Here is a 24660-nt window from a genome sequence, read left to right on the forward strand (position 1 = left end):
CTCTCCTAAAAAAATAAGCTATGCAAAAAATGAATACAACTAAATTGAAGTTTTTTTGTTATAATAAGGCATCAGGAATTTTAAAGGAGACGGAACTAAATGAAGAAGTTGCTTTTTTTAGGGGATAGTGTGACAGATGCAGGGCGCGATTTTGAAAATGACCGCGAATTAGGACATGGTTATGTGAAAATGATTGCAGAACAGCTTGAGAAAGAAGATGTAACGGTTATAAATCGTGGCGTTAGTGCGAACCGGGTGGCGGATTTGCATCGTCGTATTGAGGCGGATGCAATTTCATTTCAACCAGATGTAGTTACGATTATGATTGGGATAAATGATACTTGGTTTAGTTTTAGCAGATGGGAAGATACTTCGGTGACGGCATTTAAAGAAGTATATCGTGTGATTTTGAGCCGGATTAAAGAAGAAACAAATGCGGAACTTGTTTTGATGGAGCCGTTTGTATTACCTTATCCGGAAGATCGGAAAGAGTGGCGTGGTGATTTGGATCCAAAAATTGGAGCTGTGCGCGAACTTGCGGCAGAATTTGGTGCAACGCTTATTCCGCTTGATGGGCTAATGAACGCGCTCGCTATCAAACATGGGCCGACCTTTTTAGCTGAGGACGGGGTGCACCCGACCAAAGCAGGACATGAAGCAATTGCCTCTACTTGGTTAGAATTTACAAAATAACGCTTTACAGAAAAAATTATCCATGCTATAGTTGGGTCTATGCGATGAGCCTACAAGCAGTGACTTAAGTATCACTGCCCCATTTTCCGCGTTATAGCTTTGTGGAAGGCTGCGGAAGATGACGCTATGAAATGCCCCTTAAAGTAATTTAAGGGGCATTTTTCTATAAAAAAGGAGTGTTTGTTTTGCAGAAAGAGAAAGCACCGATAGGACTTTATTTTTTATTAATTGCAGTGATGGCGAGTTGGGGTTTTAATGTCACGATGACGAAAGTATTAGTTAGCTATTTTCCGACTGTTACGATGACATCTTTTCGGATTTTCACCGCAGCTATAACCGTTATTATCATTTTATTTATCACAAAAAAATTACGACTTCCGACGAAGCAGGAATTTGGTTTAATTTTACTCGCGAGTATTTTTAATATTGTTATTCATCATTTTTTCTTGTCGAACGGGTTGAAGCTGACGACTGGGACGAATGCTGGGCTTATTCTTGGTTCTGCGCCGATAGTGGTAGCGATTTTTTCTGTAATTTTTCTCCGCGAACGAATTGGTGCATGGCGGGCGCTCGGCTTTTTAGCAGGGATTTTTGGCGTGAGTTTGGTTGTTCTTTCTAATGGGACGGGGATAAGCGGGATTTCACTGGGAGATATCGACATCTTTATCGCGATGGCTTCTCAGGCATTTAGTTTTATTATTATTAAAAAGCTCGCTGGATCAATGGACACGGGGCTGATGACGGGATACATGTTATTTCTTGGTTCGGTTATGTTGTTTGGTTTAAGTCGCTTCATGGAGCCGGATGGCATGTCAGAATTAGTGACGGTTCATTCATGGAAACTGTGGCTCTTGTTTGTTGTTTCAGCTGTAGTTGCAACGGCATTTGGCAATTTCGTTTATAATTATGCGGTTGGGAAAATTGGACCGTCGCGCTCGGCTATTTTTATGAATTTCAATCCATTATTTTCACTAATTGGCGCATTACTTTTCCTTGGAGAAGCAATTAAAATCCCCCAGCTAGTTGGCTTCGGTTTTATTATTATTGGCGTCCTACTTGGTTCGGGTGCATTAATGGATCTTATTTATGAACGCAAAAAAACAAAAGTACGCGATCCTGAGAAGCTGCTCGAAAAAGAAGTTTGACTTTTATTGACCTTTATATTATAATTTGGTTAGTTACTTATTAAAAGTAACTCGATAATGATAGGAGGGATAGCATGAAATTGTTATTAAAAAATATTAATGAACTTGCTGCAAAACAAAAAAGTGAAGGATTAACTGCTTTTGAAAAAGAAAGACAAGCTGCCCTTCGTCAAGAATACTTGAAAAAAATAAGAGGAACTGTTCAAGATAATTTACATCACGTAACAATCATTGATCCACTTGGAGACGACGTAACTCCTAAAAAACTAAAAGAAATCCAAGCCGAATTAAGAGGCTGATATAAAATAAAAAAGGTTGAAAAAGCGAGTGTCGCTTTTTCAACCTTTTTTTATTCACTTATTATTTGAAAAGATAAATTACTAAACGGCGTTGTAAAATACGCCTTTATTTGATAACTGTTATTTTGAATGAGGAGTGGTGTGTTGTTAGAAGATACAATTTCTTCAAAGTCTCTATCTTTACCAACGCGCTTTCGATTTTTAAAGCCATTAATTTCTGACTCAATAAATAAATCCCAAATACACGTGTGGTTAAAGAGAGTGCTATCTACAGCATAGATTCCCCGCTCTGTTGATAGCATTTTTAATGGTGAAATCCATATTTCTAGATTGCCATCACGTTCTTTCAAGCATAGTCGTAATGCTGTTTGAAACCTTGTCAGAAGGGATTGCTCTAGTGAAATATCAAGTAAGTAATTATTGTTTTGTAATGTAACTGAATGCAACTGCACTTTAGAACTATTTAAGTGGTTAATATCGTACACGTCATCGTAAGCTAACTGAGGTCGCATCTTGCGGAAACGGCCTTTTATATAACCATTTTCTACTTTAACGACTTGGTTTTTAGAAAAGTTTTCCATTTGCATTCGAACATCTATTAATTTTTCAGGATTATTTTCAGCAATAATATCAATCATAAACCGTATTTTAGTAGGAAGTTCATTTTTCATTTTTTCATCAAGATGGCAAACAATTGTATCTTTCATCACTTGCACAAAAGTTTTTTGCCTTTCTGACATATTTTTATAATCAAGGTTATAATTGCCAGTAATATAATCATTGAAATAACGTTGAATGTAAGCGCGAATTAAAGTTTTTTTGTAAGTTGGATGGAGTGGAGAAGCTTCGATTTCCTTGACGACTGCTGGAACAACTTTACAGATTTCTCTTGGATCCATTTTTGATTCTTTAATACTAAGATTCTCATCGCCCCGAGATACAACGTAATAATAGTCATAATCGGCTAAAACGGTGATTACTTTGGCGTTAACATAAGCTTTCATGACAAAATATTGGTCCTCGCCAATAAGAATATTCGGATCAAAGTAAATCTTTTTCGTTTTCAAAAATGCAGTTTGAAACATTTTGTGGGGAGCAAGTGTATAAACTAAATTATCAGCTAAAATATCTGCTTCATTTCTATTGCCCTTTTTAAACTGAGATTGAGGAACTCCTCGGCCATTTATGCCCACATATTTCCCGAAAATAACTTCTGATTGATTTTTTTCAGCTTGAATAAATAAGCGTTCCAATGCCTCTTCACCAAGATAATCATCGTTATCTAAGAAAATAATGTACTTTCCTTTTGCTTCTTTAATTCCTTTATTACGTGGAATCATTGGACCGCCTGAATTTTTATGCAAATTAATTATCCGCATGTTTTTATGGATTTTGCTAAGTTGTTTTAATTTTCCAAGGCTGTTGTCTGTGGACTTATCGTCAATACATAAAATTTCAAATTCATTTTGTGCTAAAGTTTGATTTTTTAAACTGGAAAAAGCTTTTTCTATATAATTTTCCGCATTATAAATGGGGATAATTACAGATATTTTTATCATTTGTATGCTCCTTCTGCTAGCTAGCAAGTACTTACTACTAATAGAGTATAAACTAGTTTAAATATAATATCTACTAAGCTAAAAACAAGGTTTAGAATCAACTTGTGTAATCTTTATTGGAAAAATGGTGCCGAACAGTTCTAACAGTTTGGAGGAGACCGATGCTACAATCAAGGTGAGAAAGGAGAGGATAACATGGAAATTGCAATTGCAGCTGATCATGGCGGATTTCAGTTAAAAGAAAAAATCCGTGCGCATTTAATTGAAAGCGGCTACACAGTAAAAGATTTTGGTTGTTATTCGTTAGAGAGCGTCGATTTTCCAGAGTATGCTGCTAAAGTAGGACACTTTGTTGCAACTGAAAACAGTTTAGGTGTGCTCTGTTGCGGAACAGGGATTGGAATGTCTATGGCAGCCAACAAAATAAAAGGTGTGCGTGCTGCTGTCGTTTCAGATGCTTTTTCAGCAATGATGACTAGAAGACATAACAACAGTAATGTACTTTGTCTTGGTGAACGTGTTCTAGGTGATAGCCTGGCGTTGCTTCTATTGGATACATGGCTCGTGGCAGAATTTGAAGGCGGTAGACATAATACAAGGCTCCAAAAATTGGCGGAGCTTGAGGAACGGGAGGAAGATAAATGAAAATGATTGCGGCTTCCATTATGTGCGCAGACTCGCTTCATCTTGCTGACGAACTCCGAGCCCTCGAACAAGCAAATGTAAAAATGCTCCATTGTGATGTGATGGATGGTGTTTTTGTTGAAAATGCAGCAATGGGGGCCTATGTCCTTCAAGATATAAAAAACAATACCAAAATGCTACTAGATATTCATTTAGCTACAGTGAATCCTGATAAATTTGTGGATTTGTATGCGGCGATAAAGCCGGCTTATATGTCTTTCCACGTAGAAGCTTCACGTGATGTCAATGCGACTATAAACCATATTCGTGAGCTAGGAATCAGACCATCCATCGCCCTCAGCCCGGATACAGAGATTGAACAGATTTATCCATTTTTAGATAAAGTCGATATGGTTTTAATGATGACCGTTAACCCAGGATTCGCCGGGCAAAAATTCCAGCATCATGTCCTAGAAAAAATTAAAAAACTTCAAAAAGAGCTTGAAAGTCACACTAATAAACCATTAATTGAAGTAGATGGTAATATTTTTGAAGAAACAGTTCGGTTGCTTGAACCAATTGGCGCGGACGTCTATGTCGTTGGAACTGCAGCGTTATTTAACGAAAAGGCAGGTAGTTACACAGAAAAACTAGCGCCACTAAGAGAAATTATCCAAGAAAGGTGAGAGAAAATGCATTTAGATTCAGCTAATTTAGACGACGTGAAAAAAATTCAAGCCAGCTCCATTTTTAAAGGGATTACAACGAACCCAAGCATTTTAGTAAAAGAAAAATGCAATCGCCAAACAGCGATTAATCGTATTTTAGAACTTACGGATAAGCAAGTTTTTGTACAGACAGTTGGTTTTACGTATGAGGAAATTTTGGCAGATGCCCGCATGTTATTAACGATGTTTGGGAAAGACAAGATAGCTATTAAGATTCCGGCACATGAAGCTGGTACTAATGTGATAGATACACTCAAAAAAGAGGATAAAACCATTCAAATCTTAGGAACTGCTATTTATTCGGCTGATCAAGCAATCACGGCGGCCTTGGCTGGTGCTGATTTCGTTGCCCCATATGTGAATAGAATGAGTGCAGCGAACATCGATCCTTTTAAAGAGATCACCCAAATGCGTCACTTTTTTGATAAAAAGGCACTTAAAACACAGATTATGGCAGCGAGCTTTAAACATAGCGGACAAGTAATGCAAGCCTATGAAAGTGGCGCAGATACGGTAACTATTCCTTATGAAATCTATTCGCAAATGACCAATAAAGTTTTAGCAGTAGAAGCAATTCGTGTCTTTAACGAAGATGCTGTATTGTACGAAAAGTAACAATCTCCTTCTCATGTTGTGGAAGTGTTTGGAGAAAACTTGTGATGAAAGCGCATTCTTAAGCACCGAACCCTATGCTATAATTAGGCTATCAAAGGGGGGAGACGCATGTATCTGGATAACAGAAGTAAAACACTATTTCAAGAAGTTATAAAAAATCCGAACATTACAAATAAACAACTCGAAGTAAAGTATAAATTATCGCGTTACCAAATCAGCTATAGTTTTCAGAAAGTAAATGAATGGCTCAAGTGGAAAAATTATCCAGAAGTAAAGCGTTCCAAAAACGGCAGATTTATATTAGAACCAGAACTTACGGCGCTATTTTCTGAGAAAGAAACTCGAGATCCGAGCGTAGAATATTTACCTTCTGAAAATGAACGTGCTAATTTGATTTTGCTGATGCTTTTAACATCCAAAGAAGAACTATCCCTCGCCCATTTTACAACGAAGATTCAAGTAAGCAAAAATACCATTCTTCGTGATTTAAAAGTAGCGCAAAAATTACTGCCTAAAGAAACTACTGTCACTTACAGTAGAGCATCAGGTTATCAGTTAGCAGGAAGCGAGTGGGAACTGCGCAAGGTTTTGACACAAGTTGTTAGTAGTGTGAAAGAGATGTTCCGAGGAGAGCACTATTTCCTATCGTATTCAGGAATTGAAAAAGTCCAACTTATGGAAATTCGCCGCACACTCGAAGAAGCAGAAGCGATGATGCAAATAAAATTCACGTATGAGCAAATCGAATTATTACCCTATTTGCTATCCGTGATGTTCTTAAGAATCAGAGATCGGCGCTTAATCAACACTGCTTTTCATATTGACGAGAAATCACTTTCAGACACTCGAGAATACCACATTACCGATATTTTGCTCGAAAAAACCGGCCCAGTTCCAGAACAAGAGCGACTTTTCATCACATTACAACTTCTTACAACAAACATTTTTTCCGGCGAAATTTTAACTGAAAAATTAACAGAAGACTTGGAAAAAGTTGTCCTCACATGCTTAGACTTATTCGAGAAAAAAGCACTAGTTTCACTTAAAAACAAACACATCTTAATCGAAAAATTACTCTTACATTTAAAACCAGCTTATTACCGAATTAAATATCAAATGAACTTAGAGGATACACTTTATGAAAAATTCAATCAAGAATTCGAAGCGTTAAACTTTATTGTGAAAGAAGCTTTTGACCCGCTTGCTAAATTTATTGGTCGTGAAATTCCAGCCGGCGAAATTTTCTTCATTTCTTTGTTTATTGGGAGCGATATGATACCACAAAACGATATCTATCATAAGCAAAAACGTGCGATTGTGCTCTGTCCGAGCGGGGTTACTTTTTCAAAAATTATGGAAAATATTTTAGTAAAACTATTCCCGGAAATCCATTTTTATCCAACTATATCTGTTCGTGAATACGCCTTTTTTAAAGCAGAAGTAGACATTGTTTTTTCTTCCATTCCATTAAAAGATGGCGAAAATGTCTTTGTTGTTCAGCCTTTTATGAATGATATCGAAAAAACGCAACTGCGGCAACACGTCTTGCAAAATTTATTTGGAATGGGAAATCAGCTCACGAGTATTGATAAAATCATGGAAGTAGTGGAACGTAACGCCGATATAAAGGATCCGAATGCAATACGAGATGGAATTATTGATATTTTGTCGGCTAACACAGCTACAGATGAAAATAAACGCGTGAAAAAAGTCTATTTACATGATTTAATCACCGAAGACAACATCATGATTTGTGAGGATGTTAAAAACTATCAAGAAGCGATTCGTCTAGCGAGTCAGCCGCTGTTACTGCAACAAGCAATTACAGCAAACTATGTAAAGACCATGATTGATAACCATAAGTTCCACGATCCCTACATTATTATCGGTGAAGATATTGCCATTCCACACGCTATGCCTAATGCAGGGGTCAATCGACTCGCTATGTCTCTTTTAGTCGTGAAAAACGGTGTATATTTTTCAGAAACAGAACAAGTTCATTTCGTAATAGTTATCGCACCAGTGGATAAAGAGCAACACATTGAAGCACTTTACCAAATCGTTCATTTAGCCGAAAATCACCAAATTTTAGACGATTTGCTCGAAAATGTAACGAAAGAAAAAATCATGCAAACAATCAACCAATTAGTAATTAGAGAGGATGAATAAATTTTGGATAAACAAGCTATTTTAAATAATATTCACCAAACATGGCAAGAAGAAGCAAATGCGATTTCACGTTTGCCGGAAGTAACAAGTGAAGAGGCTCTCGTTAAAACTGTTGAAAAAATCGCCGAGTGCACTGGGAAAATTGTCGTAGCTGGTTGCGGAACTTCTGGCGTCGCTGCGAAAAAATTAGTACACTCTTTCAACTGTATCGAACGTCCAGCAGTCTTTTTAACCCCATCAGATGCTGTGCATGGAACTCTCGGTGTACTTCAAAAAGAAGATATATTGATTCTCATTTCAAAAGGTGGAAATACAGGCGAATTACTTAATTTAATTCCTGCTTGCAAAACAAAAGGAAGCACACTGATTGGCGTAACAGAAAACCCAGATTCCGTTATCGCCAAAGAAGCAGATATCTTTTTCCCGGTGAGTGTAAGCAAAGAACCAGATCCGTTTAATATGTTAGCAACGGCAAGTACAATGGCTGTTATTGCAAGTTTTGATGCAGTTATTGTTTGCTTAATGACCTATATGAATTACACAAAAGAGCAGTTTTCCGTCATCCATCCTGGTGGTGCCGTTGGAAACAAACTATTAAATAAATAAACAAGCAGCCAGTCGGAGGGATGCAATTTGGATGTATTAGAATATTTTAAAGAAGAGATGGTTCGATTTTCAAACGAACAAAATAAAGAAAAATTACTTGCAGAAATGGCTGAACAGTTGTGTGAAGTAGGCGCAGTAAAGCCAAGTTATAAAGATGCAGTAATTAAACGGGAAAAAGTTTTTCCAACAGGATTACTAACTGCGCACGCCGGGGTAGCAATTCCGCATACAGATAGCGAACATGTTATTCGGCCAGTTGTTGCTGTACGAATACTCAAGAAGCCAGTTTCATTCATTGAAATGGCCTCTGATAACGAAGCAATTGATGTCAGAATTGTTTTTATGATGGCGCTAAGGAGTGCTGATGAACAACTAGATATGCTGCAAACACTTATTCAACTTATTCAAGACGAGGAGGTGATGACGACCTTACTTAAAGCGCAAGAAACGGGAGATGTTCTTTCCGCAATAGAACATTTTTCTAAGAATAATTAAGGGAGGTCGGGAATAGATGGGGAGTTTTTTTGCAAGTTTTGTAGACTGGCTAATAGGAAGTCCAGGTAGATTTGTCGTTAACTTAATTGAAGATAATATGCTGATTTTTATGGTTGTAGTAATGATTTACGCCACCACCATTTTATACGCCAAGTGGACACTCGCATACTACTTACCGAAAAAAATGAGTCAGTTAGCAGAAATGAAAACGTGGGAGCTGGACGAATTATATGCAGCGTGGCAAACAGAGAAAAAAGCTCTACCGTGGTACATTCTCGTGCCAAGCCGAAATGAATTTTGGGTAAAATCTGCCCGAAATGCACCAGAATCAACTAAATTACTCCATTTTAGTCAACAAAAATTAAAACTAAGTGACAAAGAAAAGTTACAAAAAATCATAGAAATTCAATCTTGAGGTGATAATAGTGGCAAAAATAGTTCCGTCTGTTTTTGGAGCAGACATTGGCAGAATTAATGAACAGTTACAAGTCTTAGAGAAAAATGACATCGATTTATTACATGTAGATATGATGGATGGCTCGTTCGTCCCAAACATTGCTTTTGGTCCTGATCAAATCAAAATGATGAAAAAAGGCACGAAGCTTCAATTTGATGTGCATATGATGGTGTATGAACCAGATCGTTACATTCCAAGATTAGTGGAAGCAGGTGCACATATGATTACAGTCCACCAAGAAGCGACAACTCATTTGCACCGTACAATTCAACTCATTAAAAGTTACGGAGTTCGCGCAGGAGTTGTGTTAAATCCTGGTACACCACCAAGCACTTTGGAATACGTGTTAGATGATATTGACTGTATTTTGCTTATGACTGTAAATCCAGGCTTAGGTGGTCAAAAATTCTTCCAATCAAGTTTAGAAAAGATCAGAAAAACCAAAGCGTATATTGGAAATCGTCCTATTCAAATTGAAGTAGATGGCGGAGTAAATGACGAACTTGCGAAAGAATGCACACTTGCAGGTGCGGATTTAATCGTTGTAGGATCTTATTTATTTGAAGGAGATATCGAAGCGAATTTGGAAAAGTTATCGAAAGGAGTTTTAACAGAATGAAAGCTTTAAAATTATATGGAAAAAGAGATTTGCGTTATGAAGAAGCAGATATGCCAACAATCGAACAGCCTGATGATGTGATTTTGAAAGTAAAAACAGTTGGGATTTGTGGTTCAGATATTTCGAGATACAGTAAACTTGGTCCGTATGTACCAGGAATGGTGTGGGGACACGAATTTTCAGGAGAAGTGATTGAGGTAGGTAGTGAGGTAACGGATATTGAGATTGGTGATAGGGCTGCCGGATGCCCAGCACTCTATTGCGGTGAGTGTGAATACTGTAAAAAAGGCGAATTCGCCCGCTGTCGGAAGCTAACAGTAATCGGAGCAAGACATCCCGGAGCCTATGCTGAGTATATCAAACTTCCAGCAGAAAATGTAGTAAAAATACCAGACGAATTAGATTATGAAGCTGCTGCACTTGTCGAGCCTTCCGCAGTGGTCGTTCATGGATTTTATCATACGAAATTACAAGCTGGCGATGATGTCGTCGTTGTCGGAAGCGGCAATATCGGTTTGCTAGCAATTCAATGGGCAAAAGTTTTTGGCGCAAGAAGAGTTATTGCAATTGATGTAGACGATAAAAAATTAGCGCTTGCGAAAGAAGTAGGAGCAGACGTAGTTATTAATTCTTTAAAAGAAGATCCATTAGAAGTAGTCGCTGCACACACGGATGGTCTAAATGCTGATTTAGTTGTAGAAGCTGCGGGATCACCTATTACATCTGCCCAAGTTTTTGCCTATGCGAAAAAAGGTGGGGGCGTAGTGTTCCTCGGAATTCCATACGCCGATGTAACAATCGAACGTTTTTACTTTGAAAAAATTGTTCGGAGCGAGCTTACTGTTTGGGGCTCATGGAATGCGATTTCTGCACCGTTTCCAGGAAAAGAGTGGCAAACAACCATTCACTTCTTAGCCAATAAACAAATCAACATTGAGCCAATGATTACACATCGTCTTTCACTTGCTGAAGGACCAGAAGTTTTTGAGCGAATCTATGAAAGAAATGAATTTTTCGGGAAAGTATTATTTTTCCCAGAATGATAGGGGGATTTTAAGATGAAAAAGAAGCGAATTTATGTATGTTGTGGGACTGGAATTGCAACTTCCACTGTTATTTCCAAAAAAGTGCGTGCGGTTTTAGATGAAAAGCGCATTCCATATGAAATTAGTCAATGCACTGTTCAAGAGGTTGCATCAAAAGTAAGTACATCCAAGCCAGATATTATTGTTAGCTCAACGACTGTTACAGGAGATGTTGGTGATGTCCCAGTTGTTATTGGAAGATCATTTTTAACAGGCTTGAAAAAACAAGAAACAATCGATGAAATACTCGCGATACTTCAAGATTAAAGGGAGGGCACAAAATGGATATTATTCTAGATTTCTTTAAATATATTATCGGCCTTGGTGTAACAGTTATGATGCCAATTATCATTACCATTCTAGGTGTGATTTTCCGCAAGAAAATTAGCGTAGCTTTTAAAGCGGGATTAACAGTTGGTGTTGGGTTTGTTGGATTAGGCGTCATTACCTCACTCATGTTAACGACAATTACACCAGTAACAAAAGCACTCGTAGAAAATTATAATTTCAAATTAACCGCGACGGATATCGGCTGGGGAGTTGGGTCATCACTCGCATGGGGAACAGAAGTCGTGCCTTTTGTTTTCGTCGCAATTATTGCAACCAATATTTTAATGATTGCCTTTAAATGGACGAAAACAATGGACGTAGATATTTGGAATTACTGGCAACCACTTTTCATCGCCAGTGCACTTTACTTAACAACAGGAAGCATGATTATTGCGATTCTTAGTTCGATTATCAATATGGCAATTATCTTCAAAATTGCTGACTGGACACAAAAAGATGTGGAGAATGTATTAGGATTAGAGGGGATTTCTTTACCACAAATTCAAACTACCGGGTGGGCGCTTGTTGGTTATCCAATGAACTGGCTACTCGGAAAAATTCCCGGCGTTAGAAAAATTAATTGGTCCACAGAGAAAGTACAATCACGTTTAGGTATTTTCGGCGAACCGATGCTTATGGGCTTAATTATTGGTGGTGGACTTGCTGCCATTGCTCAAATGCCGCTGAGCCAAGTACTGCAAACCGGAGTAACCATTGCCGCTAGTTTAGTACTTATTCCGCGGATGGTTTCCCTTCTAATGGACGGTCTTACGGTTATCTCGGAAGCTGCCCATGAATTCATGGAAAAACGTTTCCCAGGTCGCGAACTATTTATCGGACTAGATTCAGCGGTGGGGATTGGTCATCCATTTGTACTTTCGCTTGGCTTACTCATGATTCCGATTACTTTAATTTTAGCGTTCGTTTTGCCAGGAAATAAAGTATTACCTTTAGCTGATTTAACGGCGCTTCCATTCTACATGATTTTTGCTATTGTTCCATCCAAAGGGAATTTATTTAGAGGGATTTTCACAGGTATTGTTATCGTCATTATCACCCTCTACCTTTCAGGAGCAGCGGCACCTTTAATGACAGAACTTGCAGGTCAAATTGGTTATAATATACCGAAAGACGCTGTAGAAGTAACCTCTCTAGCAGTTGGAACACAGTGGTATACATGGATTGTATATTACGGCCTGCATTGGTTCGGAGGTATTCTATAATTGCAATTTAATGAAACAAGCATTAGTTCGCGCTAATGCTTGTTTTATTTGCAGCGATGGTTTTTAGCTAGTAGACAACACATTGACAGTTCTATATAATAATAAGGAGAAGAAATTAGTACGGCGGAAGGAGATAGCAATGGCAGGCAAAATGAAACTTTTTTCTGTGACGAGTGAGAGACCACTTGCGACAAAAATTGCAGATTATCTAGATATACCTTTATGTGAGGTGGAGCTCCAGAAGTTCAGTGATGGAGAAGTGAAAATTAATATTGAGGAAAGTATCCGTGGAACGAATGCGTATGTTGTGCAATCAATGAATTCCAACGTAAACGAACGTCTTATGGAACTTTTAATCATGGTAGATGCCTTAAAACGCGCTTCCGTGCATTCCATCAATATAATTATGCCTTATTATGGCTATGCTCGTCAGGACAGAAAAGCTCGCTCAAGAGAACCAATTACCGCCAAATTAATGGCAAATCTAATTCAAAGAGCTGGAGCCGACCGTTTAATCACAGTAGATTTACACGCAGCTCAAATTCAAGGCTTTTTCAACATTCCAATCGATCATCTTTCAGCAATTCCGCTAATTGGTGATTATTTGATAGAAAATTACGGAGAAAAAGACGTGGTAGTTGTCGCGCCGGATCACAGTGGCGTAGTTCGCGCACGCAGAATCGCGGACCGACTAAACGCGCCAATCGCCATTTTAAACCGTAAACCAAGACCACATGAAGACGAAATTATGAGTGTCATTGGCGATGTGAAAGGCAAAGTCGCAATCGTTGTCGATGATATTATCGATACCGGCGTCCGTGCCACTACTTCAGCTGATATTTTACTTGAAAAAGGTGCCGTAGAAGTTATCGCTTGCGCAACCCACTCCGTCATGGCTGGAAACGCAACCGAACGCTTACAAAACTCCAATATCAAAGAAGTCATCACATCCGACTCCATCGATCTTCCAGAAGACAAGCAATTCGACAAACTAACAACCATCTCCATCGGACGAATCTTAGGCCGCGCAATCGAAGGCGTACAAGAAAACCGCTCGTTGCATCCGTTGTTTTAAAGAATAAGCAGAAAACAGTAACTTAGTAGAGTTGCTGTTTTTTTGTTATCTGTCGACCTCGAGTAGCGTGAAAAATACCGGGGATCGACAGAAAGTTGTAAGTGGTTGGGGTGGAAGAAGTTTGGCGGTATTTGCTTGGGGGAAATCTTCCGGATAAGAGGAGATTTTAGATGTTTTTTGGTAGGTCGACAGAAATAGCTCTTTGAGGTAAGATGGGAGTAAGAAGAAAAGTTAGTGGGTTTTAGTTACTTATTGTGAAATGTAAATTCTTTAGTTGTTACTTGTTGGTTAATGAGATCTACCGTTTTAGTTACTTATTGTGAAATGTAAATTGCTCTCTTTTGTGTAAAGCACATCAAGCATGTAGCGTTTTAGTTACTTATTGTGAAATGTAAATGCGATTTTTGTCAAAGGGACAGCGATGGGTTACAAGTTTTAGTTACTTATTGTGAAATGTAAATTTACCACCAAAGTCCCTACACTCAATACCACCAAAGCGTTTTAGTTACTTATTGTGAAATGTAAATCGCTCTGACCTGTTCCTTGTGCAACACTCGTTACAGTTTTAGTTACTTATTGTGAAATGTAAATTTTTCTACTCCTGCTTCTAAAATGTCGTTTATAAGTTTTAGTTACTTATTGTGAAATGTAAATCTAAAACATCCTTCACTGTATCAACTCCTTTCTATATTTTAGTTACTTATTGTGAAATGTAAATAAAATAGGAGGAAATAAATTATGACTATCAAATTAAGTTTTAGTTACTTATTGTGAAATGTAAATTTTGTTGAATCAACGGATATAGATTTTACAATTTCGTTTTAGTTACTTATTATGAAATGTAAATTTGGTTCCTTTGGAAAACAACAATAACGTGTAGTATTGTTTTATTCAATCATTCAGAATTGGTAAATGCAGAAGCAGCAAAATAACCAAAAGTAATGACTTTCGTTTTAATTTCTTAAGATGAAATATAAATGAAAACCTGTTATACATAGGATTATCTATTTCCGTTATAATTATTCCTTGCAAATAAATTCCAAAAAACAAACCCCTCATTAATTGGGTTTGTTTTTTTGTGAATAATTATAGTCAAACGAGCAATCTGTTAACAATTTAGCAATAAACGCAATAAAAAGCCGTTTTTTCACTATGGATTGTACTATAAAACATAATCTACCTATGCTAAAATTTAAGGGAAGGTAAGCTGAATAATACATATAAGGAGGACTCTACTATTGAAAAAGATTCTAGTGCCCATATTATTGTTAGCAACAATCTTAGCAAGCTGTTCCTCGCCGAATGAAAAAATAACCAAAGACACTAAAATATCCAAGACTATTACAATAAGAGCAGATTACAAAGTTCCAAAAGATATTAAAGAACTTGAGGATGATAGTGCTAATATTGTTAAAGTAAAATTTCTTCAAAATAAAACGATAGGCAAGGATGGTAGTACTATCAGCGAGATAGAAATTTTGACTAGTTACAAAGGAAACCTAGAAAAAGGGAGTAAAGTAGATATTTCAGAACCGTGGTATTTAAGCGATGGTAAATATGTCGCTGTTGAAAACTATATTGCATTAGACAAGGAACAAGAATATACCATCTTTCTTGGTGAAAAAGATAAAGACACATATCCTCTTAGTAGTTTGGGTTATGGTAAATTTGGTGGAAGTCTAAAAGAGGACCAAGCTGTTCTAGCAGATTTCAATATTCTTGGAGAAGTGCAAAAATTTGATTTTATCGCAGAGAATACAGAGGAAGTAAAAAATTATCAATTAATTAAAGAGCAAGTCGCAGGGAAATATAAATGAGTAAACTTGAACACCTGATTATTAATCAGGTGTTTTTTTAGAGAAATCTCAGTTGCGCAAACCTTAGAATTCGGTCATAATAGAAAAAAATGACAGGGGCTGATAAATTGATTATTGATGTATTGCAACATGTGCCGCACGAAGGACCTGGACTTATAGCGAATTGGGCGAGAGAAAATCAGCATCAGTTAAAAATACATTCTCTATTTGAAGAAAATGCTCATGTTCCAAATGACTCGGATTTTTTAATTGTACTTGGAGGACCCATGGGAATAAATGATACAGCAGAATTTCCGTGGTTAAAAGATGAACGTAAGCTAATAAAGCGATTAAGTGAACAACATAAACCTGTTTTTGGTGTCTGCCTCGGTGCACAACAAATCGCAGCAACATTCGGAAGCGAAATCACTGTAAATAAAGAAAAAGAAGTAGGCTGGTTTCCCGTCAAAAGAACTTCCGACAAATTATTGTTCTTCCCAGAATCATTAAATGTGTTTCACTGGCATCAAGATACGTTCGCATTGCCAACTGGATCCACGCGTTTATTTGCTAGTGAGGGTTGTTTGAACCAAGCTTTTTTGTACGGAGAAAATATTATCGGTTTACAATTTCATTTTGAAATGGAAAAAGCGGGGATTGAGACGATTTTGCGAATTGATGAGGCATTTATCACACCCGGTAAATATGTTCAAAGCGTGGAAGTAATGCGAGAGAAGGATGTTCCAGAAGATAATAAACAAATGCTTGAGGCTATTTTAGATTATTTAATAAACCCAAAAACCATCTGACGTGAAAGTCAGATGGTTTTTTCTTTAGTATCCAGTTTCAACAGAAGCATTGACGATATACATTAAATCGTTCTTGTCCTCTTTGTCTTCCAAGAAAATGCCGCTTGTAGTCATCATTCCGCCAGCCATTTTCTCAATAGTTACGGTGCCATAAGGGATAATCGCGCGAATCGTATCCTCATCGAGTTGATCTGCGTCACACGGTAGCGCCAATTTGATATTAACGACCATGTTTTGTAAGTCACCATCTGGTAAAAGCCCTTGAATACCGGGCATCGAGTTTGTGAAAATTGCATTCCTTACAGCTCGTTCCGCTGCTTTAGTGATGTTTTGACCGTGGACATCAACGCCAAAGCCCGTTTGGATAAATAGAATTTGTTCCATCATAAATCACTCCTTAAAATCTTTTATAAAAGCGGCACCTGGTCGGTTTTTCGCATAGCCTTCCATTACTTCAGTAAAATGCATTCCGTCTGTATCGGCGGAATTGGTGAATATTTCGGACATTTGTTTGCGTTGTGCATCGCCAAGTTCGTTTTCGAGTTCTTTACCTGCCGAAGTTAGGAAGATGCAGCGTTGGCGTTTGTCGCGTCTGCCTTGCTCAATCGTGAGAAGTTCGCGCTCTTTCAGTTCAGCGAGCGGCTGGTGCAAGGCTTGCTTTGATATCTCTAAAAAAGTTAAGAGTTCATTAATTGTAAGTCCAGGCATCCGCGCTGTGAAAAATAAAATACGATGATGTAATCTTTTGAGTGAATGTTTGGCAATAATTAAATCAGCGGTCTCTGTAAATGCTTTATAGCCGAAGTAAAATAAAGCGATTTGTTGATTCATGTTTTGCTCATTGTTCATAAATATACCCCTTTTTCTGTCAATATCAACAGTATAGCATAAATAAGGGGACACAATAACAGTTAGCGCATCACTTTTTTAGAAGCTTTTTCGCATTATTAAGAAGATATTTTCTGCTAAACAAAACATCTAATGTATAATATTAGTATTTGAAAACAGTTAATTGTGTACAAAATGTTACGTTGATAGAATTTTCCAATTTCTTTTATTTGCATAAAAAAGCGCTACCAATGCTTATTTAAAGCGATTCTTATAAAAATAAGAGCGAATAATATGAATATTAAGGCAAATCAAACGTGAAATATTTTATGAAAACGTATTGAGAGTTGGTTTTAACGCGGTTATACTTTGGAAAGAAATTAACCACTAAGGAGAGTATAAATGAAAAAAGCACTGAAACTATTTCTTGCGATGATTTGTATGTTCATAATGATATATCCTTCCACAGCAGCTCACGCAGAAGAAACGAATATTGTAAATATTCCTGATGCAAATCTTAAAACCTATCTTAATGGTCTGCTCAAGCAAGCAAGTGATGCACCAATTACTAAAACACAAATGAACACTATCCAAACTGTTACACTTTCTGGCAGCACTTATACAGACTTGACAGGTTTGGAGGAAGCTGGAAATCTGGTAACACTATCTATTAACAATACTAACATCCAAACACTTGAACCGATTAAAAACCAAACTTCTTTGACTTACTTAACAGTGGGCGGAGACAATGTAAAAGATAGTCTTTTCGTAGATTTAAATGGACTTGTTAATTTACAAAGTCTTAGTATCAACGGAAGTGAAGTGACGCATAATGTCTTTAAGACTTTCAATAAGTTGCCAAAATTAACTTATCTCTATGCGCAAAACTCCATGAAAATCACAGATATTTCCGCGCTCGCTTCCTTACCAGCTTTAACAACACTTTTCTTACAATTTGACGGCATTGATGATTTTAGACCTTTAAATGATTTTGAAAGTTTTAAAAATGGTAACTTGAAAGCTCTCGCTGCTTTCGGACAAAATACAGGACGCACGAATCCAAGAATTACACTTAAATCTGGTAAGTTAGATTATGATGAAACAAACCAAACATTATATTTACCATTTTCTATGATGCCAAAACCTTTAACGAGTTTTGATGGCACGGTTGCACCATTTTCTAAATCGACTTCAGCAAGTAATACTTATTTAGGATTTAATGATGTGGCACTCCCAAGCTCACGTCTTTCCATTACCGATGATGGTATTACTGTTAGTGGTGTAACAAAAGAAGAATTCGATAACCTTGACGAAATTGAATATAATGCACGCTATGACTTCCCAACTGGCAGCTACCCGACACCACCAAGCATGACATCTTATACAATCTCAAGCGGGACATATGATCAATATTTTGATATTAGCCACACGCTAGATTTAATGGCGGATGAAAGTTTTGACTATAATCAATACGATACAACATCAGAAGAACAATTTTTAAAAGATGTGCATGCTGAAACAGATGATGGCACAGCTGTAAAGAGTGATTTTGATCAAGTTGTTAAGCTTGATGTACCAGGCGAATATACCGTGACATTAAACGCAGAAAATGCTGCAGGACTCAAAGCAACTCCTGTAACAGTTAAAGTAACCGTTCATGAAAAACCAGTAATCACCTCAGACTCTCAAATTTCTTATAAAAAGGAAACGACTAAATCAGTCGACGAATTTTTGAAAGAAATACATGGCTCGGTAACTGGAAATGCCGTTTTAACAAGTGATTTTGATAAAGTAGTAGATTTAAACACCCCAGGCGAATATACCGTAACTTTAAATGCAATAAATGACCGCGGCCAAAAAGCAGATCCTGTAACAGTAGTCGTAACAGTGACTACAAGCGACAGTGGACATGTTGATCCGGTTCCACCAACACCTGAAATAAAACCAACACCTCAAGAAGAAACAGATCAAACAATCATTCCTGAACCTCAAAGTGAAACCACAGAAGACTCGGTTAAAGAAGATCAAGCCAAAGACGGACAAGCAAAATCAGAAGAAAAAGCAGATAAAACTTCTTTAACAACGAAAGAAAACAAGGTAGAAAAATCAGAAAAAACCAATCAACCAAAAACAAAAGCATTGCCACAAACTGGTGATACTAATAAGACCGCCTTACCGATCGCAGGAGTAATGCTGAGTTTAGCGGCGCTGCTAATTTTTAGAAAAAGTAAATCTTAAATTATTGTGAATTCATTAGCAAAAAGAATGAATAGCAGGCCTAAAATCATTTTTATAGGGTATGGAATACTATAAGAAAAGTTGTAGGAGGGTTTATATGATGGAAAAATATCATCGCATTCTTGTAGCAGTGGATGGTTCAGAACCAGCAAAATTAGCCTTTGAAAAAGGACTGGAATTAGCACTAAAATTAGACGGTGTGCTTGGAATTGCAAGTATTGTAGATTTACGTGCCTTTTCCCCAAATGTTTCTTATGATGGCAGCTTAGAAGAAAAAGCCGAACTAGAACTAAAAACAAGTGTTAATGAATATGCAGAAAAAGCCAGAACGGCAGGAGTGAAACAAGTAGAAACTTTTGTTGCTAAAGGTAATCCGAAAATCTTACTTTCTACAGACATTCCAGCAGAGTTCCAGGCAGATTTAATTATTTGCGGAGCGACTGGGATGAACCGAGTAGAAAAGCTAGTTCTTGGTAGTGTTTCTTCTTATATTATGGCTCATGCAATTTGCGACACTTTAATAGCTAGATAAAAAAAGCGTAGATATCTTTGTTAGAAGATATCTACGCTTTTTATTATCAAAATGGATCGAAGTAAGTGTATTCTGTTACGCCGCCTTCGATAGGTTTACTAATACGGTTCAGTTCATCGACAATTTTTTTAGCATCATCGCCAAACACTGGGAGAGGTTGGTAATTGTTTTCTGTCGTACTACCATCTGAATTTTCATAAGTAGGAACGATAGAAATATCTTTTAGGACGATTTTATTATCTTCTTTTGTAAATCGTAGTTGGAACATCGACGTCATACGGGAAAGTAGCGTAGGATCAGCCCCAAAAGCAAAGTCGCCCATGCTATAAACGATGTATTTATCTTTATATTTTTCAACGCTTTCCAGGCGGTGAGGGTGAGAGCCCATAATTATATCAGCACCAGCATCTAAAATCGCATGACCAAATTGGGTTTGATAATCCGTTGGCGTTTCGCGATATTCCACGCCCCAGTGCATATTAACGATAACGAGAGTATCTTCTTTTTTATATTTCTTCACGTCTTTTACAATTCTTTCTAGATAAGCTGGGGATTGCTGACTCATGCGGCAATCGTAGCCAAGTAGAACAGTTTTCATCCCTTTAATGGTTGTTTCAAGTGGAGCGTCGGTATTGAAAACAGGAATATTATTCTCTTTAAAAGCCTTTAATGTGTCATCGTAACCAACTTGGAAGTAATCCATTGTATGGTTATTGGCCAAATTTGCTGCTTCTACACCGCTCGCTGGTAAAAAGGCGACGTGTGCAGGGTCACTTTTGATGCGCCATTTTTTATTTTCTGCTTTTGTTGCATTCGTAAAGGCACTTTCAGCGTTAATGACAGTGTAGTCATCAGATTTAAACCAAGGAAGGCAGTTTTTATAAACATAGGTATTATTGCCGTTGTTTTTTTGGAATACGTTATCGAATTTAAGGTGTTCGGGCGTTTCAGGATAGGTTCCAAATGAATTATCGCCAACCATGGTCAAAGTGACAACGCCTTTTTCTTTCAATCCTTGTTGATTGGTTGCGGCTGCGGCATAAAACCAGTCATATTGATTTGTTTTTTCGATGGCTGATAGTTTTTGTTCACTTGCAAGAAAAGCAGGATATACTTTTCCAAGCGTTTTTTCATCTGTTTTGCCGGTCGTATACGATTTTACAGCTTCTAAACAGGCTGTGAGATTTTGGAGATAGACGCCTGAATCATTTTTTTCGGTTGGATAGGATTTTAGTTCTTTAATTAATTGCTTTAAATCGGAAATAGAAGCTTTGTCAGCTCCTGAACTTGCTAGGGAATTCAAGGTTTTCTTAGCTTCTGATGAAATGGTTTTAACATTAGCTGGACTTATTTTTTTAATTGGCTCGGTTTGAGTGGCTTTTTGGTCAGATTGATTAGTAGAATTTGTAATCCAAAAAGCACCAGCGATAAAAACAAGTACTAAACCAGTAATAATAACATAGGTAAGTTTCTTCAACTAGATATCCTCCGTAGTTCCTTTTTCTCTAAGTATAGTAATTGTAATGAAGAAACACAAGTCTATATTTAGTAAAACAAAAGCCCAAAATAATCTATTTTGGGCTTTTTGTCTGGCTATTTATTTAGAACCTTTTTCGACATAGCTTAAGTCATTTACATCACCAATAGTGAATTTACCATCTTTGTAAGTGATTTTTGTTACACTTGCATTTTTGATACCTTCTGCAGGCAGTTTGTATCCTGGTTCAATAGTATCAAGAAGCGCACCGATGCTTAGTCCGTGAGAAACTAGTAATACATTGCTATCGCCATTTTTGCTTTCTTTTTTAGCAACATCTGTTAAACCTTCTTTTAGACGAGCTTGGATAGTTGCATAGTCTTCAGCAGGCCAGTTTTCGCCTTCTTTCACACGAGTTTTATCAAGAGCTGCTACACTATCAGCAAAATCTTTTGGCGAGATACCAGCTTTTTGCCATTCTTCTAAAGTTTTACCTTGGCTTTTCGCAATATCAGTCCACATATTTTCATTTAAATCGCCTTCATAAGAACCAAAATTGAATTCACGGAAACGTTGATCAGTTTGTACTTCTTTATCAGCAGATTTATCGCTTTCTTTCAAAATTAAGTTTGCAGTTTGGATAGCACGACCACTGTCACTGCTATATGCTGCAGAGAAATCAACGTCTTTTAAGCCTTTACCAGCGCTTTTAACAACTTCTTCACCAGCGGGAGTAAGAACCGCATCAGACCAACCTTGTACACGGTCAGTTGTGTTTAGCATTGTTTTACCATGACGTACTACATAAAATGTCACAGTGCCATCTTCTTTAGTTTCTTTTGTCTCTTTTTTGTCTGCAGATGTACTGTTACCGCAACCTGCAATTAATAGTACTGCGCATAACGCCATCAACAATTTAAAAATATTTTTCTTCATCTTGTTCTCCTTTTTTGTTAGTTTTTAGCAAAATAAAAACCCAGATAAATTGAAAACTAGCCCAAAAAGCCAGTTCTCCATTTATCTAGGTTATGCCCAAGTTGGTAACATTCCTGAATAAGGATATTTGTTTATAGGACGATTTTAGCATGGATGGAAAGCGTTTACAAGTCTGTTTTTGATAAAAATTGGAAAAATAAGTAAATTATTTGTTTGAAACGCTAATTTAATTTCCATTATAAAAAGGCTCAGATTTAATCCAAGCCTTTTCCCACAACACCTAAACCAACAAAACCGCAACCAACGCCAAAACCGCCGGCAAGCCCTGTTTCACCAAAATCCCCTTAGAAGAAGTCGCTCCGCCAAACAGCGCCGCCACAACTACACAACTCAAAAAGAAAATCTGCACAGTCTCCGCCATTCCTGCCCCCGCGAAAAACAATCCCCACACAAGTCCTGCCGCAAGAAAGCCATTATAAAGCCCTTGATTCGCGAATAGCGTCTGTACTTTCTTATTCGCAAGGAGTTCTTTCTCGACACCAAATGTCTTGGCTGCGAGTTTGGTATTGGCGAAAAACATTTCTAAAATCATTATATAAATATGCTCGATCATTACGATGAAGGTTAAAATAAATGCTAAAATGGCCATAAAAAATCCCTCTTTTCTACTTCGAAGTATAGCATAGCTTGTAAATTTTTCGTAAAAATAGAGCTTGAAACGTTGACTTATTGGCGAAATCTCCGTAATATCAAACGTAGACTACTTAATTTTTAGTCTGAAAAGGGGGAAATTATATGCAACAAGAAGCAACAGGTGGGCAGAAAATTCGGCCGATACCGATTATTGCCTCATTTTTGATGGCGGGGTTCATTGGGCTATTCAGTGAAACTGCTCTTAACATGGCGCTTAGTGATTTGATTCAGGTGTTTGATATTAGTTCAGCGACAGTGCAGTGGCTTACGACAGGTTATTTGCTAACGCTTGGAATATTAGTACCGATTTCGGGATTACTTTTACAATGGTTTACGACACGAGGTTTATTTTTTACAGCAGTGAGTTTTTCGATTGCTGGTACGCTCATTGCGGCGCTTTCGCCAACGTTTGCGATGTTAATGATTGGACGTGTAGTGCAAGCAGTAGGTACGGCGCTATTACTACCGTTAATGTTTAACACGATTTTACTGATTTTCCCAGAGCATAAACGTGGCTCAGCAATGGGGATGATCGGGCTGGTAATTATGTTTGCACCAGCAGTTGGTCCGACGATTTCAGGACTTATTTTAGAAAACTTGACTTGGAACTGGATTTTCTGGATTTCCTTGCCATTCCTTATTATTGCGTTATTATTCGGAATGAAATTTATGCAAAATGTTTCGGTTGTTACGAAGCCGAAAATTGATATTTTATCGATTATCCTTTCGACGCTAGGTTTTGGTGGAGTTGTATTTGCCTTTAGTAGTGCGGGCGAAAGTGGTTGGGGAAGCGCGACGGTATTAGTTTCAATTATCGTTGGTGGACTTGCGCTTGGACTTTTTGTTTGGCGCCAACTAACAATGGAAAAACCTTTGATGGACTTGAAAGTATTTAGATACCCAATGTTCACATTAGGACTTATTTTAGTATTTATCAGCTTTATGATGATTCTTTCAACGATGATTTTACTACCGCTTTACTTGCAAAATAGTTTAGCGCTCGCAGCATTTTCAGCGGGATTAGTATTACTTCCGGGTGGGGTGCTGAATGGTTTAATGTCACCATTTACTGGGCGTTTGTTCGATGCATACGGTCCACGCGCACTTGTTATCCCAGGGTTTATCGTAGCGGTTGTGGCACTATTTTTCTTAACGAGAATAGAAGTTGGGACATCTGCATTAACCATCATCGTGCTTCATTCGGTGTTAATGATTGGGATTTCGATGGTCATGATGCCGGCACAAACAAACGGATTAAACCAATTACCGCCAAAATTATATCCTGATGGCACGGCGATTATGAACACGTTGCAACAAGTTTCCGGCGCGATTGGAACGGCTGTTGCGATTACGATCATGTCAGCTGGACAAAAAGCTTATATGGAAACGGCGCAAGGAGTAGGACCGGAGCAAATGGTTGCTTCACTGACAGCAGGAATTCAAAATGCCTTTGTCTTTGGACTGATTATGGCTTGTATTGGTCTGCTGTGTTCGCTATTTATTCGTAAAGCTAAATAATAAAGCGAAGAGAACTTCTCGTAATGAGAGGTTCTTTTTTTGTTTTGACAAATTGGTTCTGAGTGGTTAAAATAACAGTAAATATAGTTTATAAAGTTTATTTAATAACTA

26 protein-coding genes and 1 CRISPR repeat array are annotated in these 24660 nt (G+C 37.6%); of the genes, 20 read left to right on the top strand and 6 right to left on the bottom strand.

Annotated features, from left to right (window positions below; genetic code table 11):
• Positions 1-99: 99 nt before the first annotated feature.
• From CKV70_RS02530 to CKV70_RS02540, 3 genes are all read left to right on the top strand, one after another.
• Positions 100-693, top strand: a complete 594-nt coding sequence (locus CKV70_RS02530; RefSeq protein WP_003721280.1) for an SGNH/GDSL hydrolase family protein — start codon at positions 100-102, stop codon at positions 691-693.
• A gap of 185 nt (positions 694-878) precedes the next feature.
• Complete coding sequence (locus tag CKV70_RS02535; RefSeq protein ID WP_003733747.1) at positions 879-1838, top strand: DMT family transporter; 960 nt, start codon at positions 879-881, stop codon at positions 1836-1838.
• 74 nt (positions 1839-1912) lie between these two features.
• Positions 1913-2137, top strand: a complete 225-nt coding sequence (locus CKV70_RS02540; protein ID WP_003721282.1) for a DUF896 domain-containing protein — start codon at positions 1913-1915, stop codon at positions 2135-2137.
• A gap of 50 nt (positions 2138-2187) precedes the next feature.
• Here the strand turns inward: CKV70_RS02540 and CKV70_RS02545 are convergent, their stop codons facing one another.
• Positions 2188-3696: a glycosyltransferase gene (locus tag CKV70_RS02545; protein ID WP_014600543.1), complete on the bottom strand. Its 1509-nt coding sequence runs from the start codon at positions 3694-3696 to the stop codon at positions 2188-2190.
• 195 nt (positions 3697-3891) lie between these two features.
• Between CKV70_RS02545 and rpiB the strand changes: the two genes are divergently transcribed.
• The 14 genes from rpiB (at position 3892) to CKV70_RS02615 (ending at position 16327) form a co-directional block, all read left to right on the top strand.
• Complete coding sequence (gene rpiB, locus CKV70_RS02550) at positions 3892-4341, top strand: ribose 5-phosphate isomerase B (RefSeq protein WP_003721284.1); 450 nt, start codon at positions 3892-3894, stop codon at positions 4339-4341.
• Positions 4338-5006: a ribulose-phosphate 3-epimerase gene (locus CKV70_RS02555; RefSeq protein ID WP_014600544.1), complete on the top strand. Its 669-nt coding sequence runs from the start codon at positions 4338-4340 to the stop codon at positions 5004-5006. Before rpiB ends, CKV70_RS02555 begins: the two co-directional genes overlap by 4 nt.
• Positions 5007-5012: 6 nt before the next feature.
• Positions 5013-5663: a transaldolase family protein gene (locus CKV70_RS02560; protein WP_014600545.1), complete on the top strand. Its 651-nt coding sequence runs from the start codon at positions 5013-5015 to the stop codon at positions 5661-5663.
• Between the two features lie 108 nt (positions 5664-5771).
• A complete protein-coding gene (locus CKV70_RS02565) occupies positions 5772-7832 on the top strand; it encodes a BglG family transcription antiterminator (RefSeq protein ID WP_014600546.1) in 2061 nt (686 codons plus the stop codon).
• Between the two features lie 3 nt (positions 7833-7835).
• A complete protein-coding gene (locus CKV70_RS02570) occupies positions 7836-8438 on the top strand; it encodes a KpsF/GutQ family sugar-phosphate isomerase (protein WP_003733192.1) in 603 nt (200 codons plus the stop codon).
• A gap of 27 nt (positions 8439-8465) precedes the next feature.
• Positions 8466-8933, top strand: a complete 468-nt coding sequence (locus CKV70_RS02575) for a PTS sugar transporter subunit IIA (protein ID WP_003733191.1) — start codon at positions 8466-8468, stop codon at positions 8931-8933.
• Between the two features lie 16 nt (positions 8934-8949).
• Positions 8950-9348, top strand: coding sequence for a hypothetical protein (locus CKV70_RS02580; protein WP_003721290.1), 399 nt, complete (start codon positions 8950-8952; stop codon positions 9346-9348).
• 10 nt (positions 9349-9358) lie between these two features.
• Positions 9359-10009, top strand: a complete 651-nt coding sequence (gene rpe, locus CKV70_RS02585) for a ribulose-phosphate 3-epimerase (RefSeq protein WP_014600547.1) — start codon at positions 9359-9361, stop codon at positions 10007-10009.
• Positions 10006-11052: a galactitol-1-phosphate 5-dehydrogenase gene (locus CKV70_RS02590; protein WP_003730559.1), complete on the top strand. Its 1047-nt coding sequence runs from the start codon at positions 10006-10008 to the stop codon at positions 11050-11052. The genes rpe and CKV70_RS02590 overlap by 4 nt, the downstream gene beginning before the upstream one ends.
• A gap of 15 nt (positions 11053-11067) precedes the next feature.
• Positions 11068-11361 (top strand): PTS sugar transporter subunit IIB, encoded by a 294-nt coding sequence (locus tag CKV70_RS02595; RefSeq protein WP_003721293.1) that lies wholly within the window; start codon positions 11068-11070, stop codon positions 11359-11361.
• Positions 11362-11375: 14 nt separating this feature from the next.
• Complete coding sequence (locus CKV70_RS02600; protein ID WP_014600548.1) at positions 11376-12647, top strand: PTS galactitol transporter subunit IIC; 1272 nt, start codon at positions 11376-11378, stop codon at positions 12645-12647.
• A 139-nt stretch (positions 12648-12786) separates the two neighbouring features.
• Positions 12787-13722: a ribose-phosphate diphosphokinase gene (locus tag CKV70_RS02605; RefSeq protein ID WP_003725720.1), complete on the top strand. Its 936-nt coding sequence runs from the start codon at positions 12787-12789 to the stop codon at positions 13720-13722.
• 238 nt (positions 13723-13960) lie between these two features.
• Positions 13961-14569: direct repeats of the CRISPR family, unit length 29 nt; unit sequence GTTTTAGTTACTTATTGTGAAATGTAAAT.
• A gap of 391 nt (positions 14570-14960) precedes the next feature.
• Positions 14961-15539, top strand: coding sequence for a hypothetical protein (locus CKV70_RS02610; protein ID WP_014930835.1), 579 nt, complete (start codon positions 14961-14963; stop codon positions 15537-15539).
• A 107-nt stretch (positions 15540-15646) separates the two neighbouring features.
• On the top strand, positions 15647-16327 hold the full coding sequence (locus CKV70_RS02615; RefSeq protein ID WP_003721297.1) for a type 1 glutamine amidotransferase: 681 nt from the start codon (positions 15647-15649) through the stop codon (positions 16325-16327).
• Between the two features lie 24 nt (positions 16328-16351).
• Here CKV70_RS02615 and CKV70_RS02620 read toward each other — a convergent pair whose 3' ends face one another.
• Positions 16352-16711: a Lin0512 family protein gene (locus CKV70_RS02620; protein ID WP_003721298.1), complete on the bottom strand. Its 360-nt coding sequence runs from the start codon at positions 16709-16711 to the stop codon at positions 16352-16354.
• A 6-nt stretch (positions 16712-16717) separates the two neighbouring features.
• Positions 16718-17176, bottom strand: a complete 459-nt coding sequence (locus CKV70_RS02625) for a MarR family transcriptional regulator (RefSeq protein ID WP_003721299.1) — start codon at positions 17174-17176, stop codon at positions 16718-16720.
• A gap of 381 nt (positions 17177-17557) precedes the next feature.
• Between CKV70_RS02625 and CKV70_RS02630 the strand changes: the two genes are divergently transcribed.
• Entirely contained in the window at positions 17558-19393 is a 1836-nt protein-coding gene (locus CKV70_RS02630) for a lmo0514 family class 1 internalin (protein ID WP_014600550.1), read from the top strand.
• Positions 19394-19493: 100 nt separating this feature from the next.
• Entirely contained in the window at positions 19494-19925 is a 432-nt protein-coding gene (locus tag CKV70_RS02635) for a universal stress protein (protein WP_003721301.1), read from the top strand.
• 46 nt (positions 19926-19971) lie between these two features.
• Here the strand turns inward: CKV70_RS02635 and CKV70_RS02640 are convergent, their stop codons facing one another.
• The 3 genes from CKV70_RS02640 to CKV70_RS02650 all read right to left on the bottom strand — a co-directional run bounded on the left by CKV70_RS02640 (position 19972) and on the right by CKV70_RS02650 (position 22987).
• A complete protein-coding gene (locus CKV70_RS02640) occupies positions 19972-21402 on the bottom strand; it encodes a CapA family protein (RefSeq protein WP_014600551.1) in 1431 nt (476 codons plus the stop codon).
• Between the two features lie 120 nt (positions 21403-21522).
• Positions 21523-22338 (bottom strand): histidine phosphatase family protein, encoded by an 816-nt coding sequence (locus CKV70_RS02645; RefSeq protein WP_014600552.1) that lies wholly within the window; start codon positions 22336-22338, stop codon positions 21523-21525.
• Positions 22339-22618: 280 nt separating this feature from the next.
• Positions 22619-22987 (bottom strand): DUF1304 domain-containing protein, encoded by a 369-nt coding sequence (locus CKV70_RS02650; RefSeq protein ID WP_012951252.1) that lies wholly within the window; start codon positions 22985-22987, stop codon positions 22619-22621.
• A 146-nt stretch (positions 22988-23133) separates the two neighbouring features.
• Between CKV70_RS02650 and CKV70_RS02655 the strand changes: the two genes are divergently transcribed.
• Positions 23134-24549: a DHA2 family efflux MFS transporter permease subunit gene (locus CKV70_RS02655; RefSeq protein WP_014600553.1), complete on the top strand. Its 1416-nt coding sequence runs from the start codon at positions 23134-23136 to the stop codon at positions 24547-24549.
• Positions 24550-24660: the final 111 nt, after the last annotated feature.

The sequence above is a fragment of the Listeria monocytogenes genome (assembly GCF_900187225.1).
Lineage (GTDB): Bacteria > Bacillota > Bacilli > Lactobacillales > Listeriaceae > Listeria > Listeria monocytogenes.

Coding starts and splice junctions, on each gene's coding strand:
- CKV70_RS02530 (WP_003721280.1), top strand. CDS start 100: ATGAAGAAGTTGCTTTTTTTAGGGGATAGTGTGACAGATGCAGGGCGC.
- CKV70_RS02540 (WP_003721282.1), top strand. CDS start 1,913: ATGAAATTGTTATTAAAAAATATTAATGAACTTGCTGCAAAACAAAAA.
- CKV70_RS02545 (WP_014600543.1), bottom strand. CDS start 3,696: ATGATAAAAATATCTGTAATTATCCCCATTTATAATGCGGAAAATTAT.
- rpiB (WP_003721284.1), top strand. CDS start 3,892: ATGGAAATTGCAATTGCAGCTGATCATGGCGGATTTCAGTTAAAAGAA.
- CKV70_RS02555 (WP_014600544.1), top strand. CDS start 4,338: ATGAAAATGATTGCGGCTTCCATTATGTGCGCAGACTCGCTTCATCTT.
- CKV70_RS02560 (WP_014600545.1), top strand. CDS start 5,013: ATGCATTTAGATTCAGCTAATTTAGACGACGTGAAAAAAATTCAAGCC.
- CKV70_RS02565 (WP_014600546.1), top strand. CDS start 5,772: ATGTATCTGGATAACAGAAGTAAAACACTATTTCAAGAAGTTATAAAA.
- CKV70_RS02580 (WP_003721290.1), top strand. CDS start 8,950: ATGGGGAGTTTTTTTGCAAGTTTTGTAGACTGGCTAATAGGAAGTCCA.
- CKV70_RS02590 (WP_003730559.1), top strand. CDS start 10,006: ATGAAAGCTTTAAAATTATATGGAAAAAGAGATTTGCGTTATGAAGAA.
- CKV70_RS02595 (WP_003721293.1), top strand. CDS start 11,068: ATGAAAAAGAAGCGAATTTATGTATGTTGTGGGACTGGAATTGCAACT.
- CKV70_RS02600 (WP_014600548.1), top strand. CDS start 11,376: ATGGATATTATTCTAGATTTCTTTAAATATATTATCGGCCTTGGTGTA.
- CKV70_RS02605 (WP_003725720.1), top strand. CDS start 12,787: ATGGCAGGCAAAATGAAACTTTTTTCTGTGACGAGTGAGAGACCACTT.
- CKV70_RS02620 (WP_003721298.1), bottom strand. CDS start 16,711: ATGGAACAAATTCTATTTATCCAAACGGGCTTTGGCGTTGATGTCCAC.
- CKV70_RS02625 (WP_003721299.1), bottom strand. CDS start 17,176: ATGAACAATGAGCAAAACATGAATCAACAAATCGCTTTATTTTACTTC.
- CKV70_RS02630 (WP_014600550.1), top strand. CDS start 17,558: ATGAAAAAAGCACTGAAACTATTTCTTGCGATGATTTGTATGTTCATA.
- CKV70_RS02635 (WP_003721301.1), top strand. CDS start 19,494: ATGGAAAAATATCATCGCATTCTTGTAGCAGTGGATGGTTCAGAACCA.
- CKV70_RS02645 (WP_014600552.1), bottom strand. CDS start 22,338: ATGAAGAAAAATATTTTTAAATTGTTGATGGCGTTATGCGCAGTACTA.
- CKV70_RS02650 (WP_012951252.1), bottom strand. CDS start 22,987: ATGGCCATTTTAGCATTTATTTTAACCTTCATCGTAATGATCGAGCAT.
- CKV70_RS02655 (WP_014600553.1), top strand. CDS start 23,134: ATGCAACAAGAAGCAACAGGTGGGCAGAAAATTCGGCCGATACCGATT.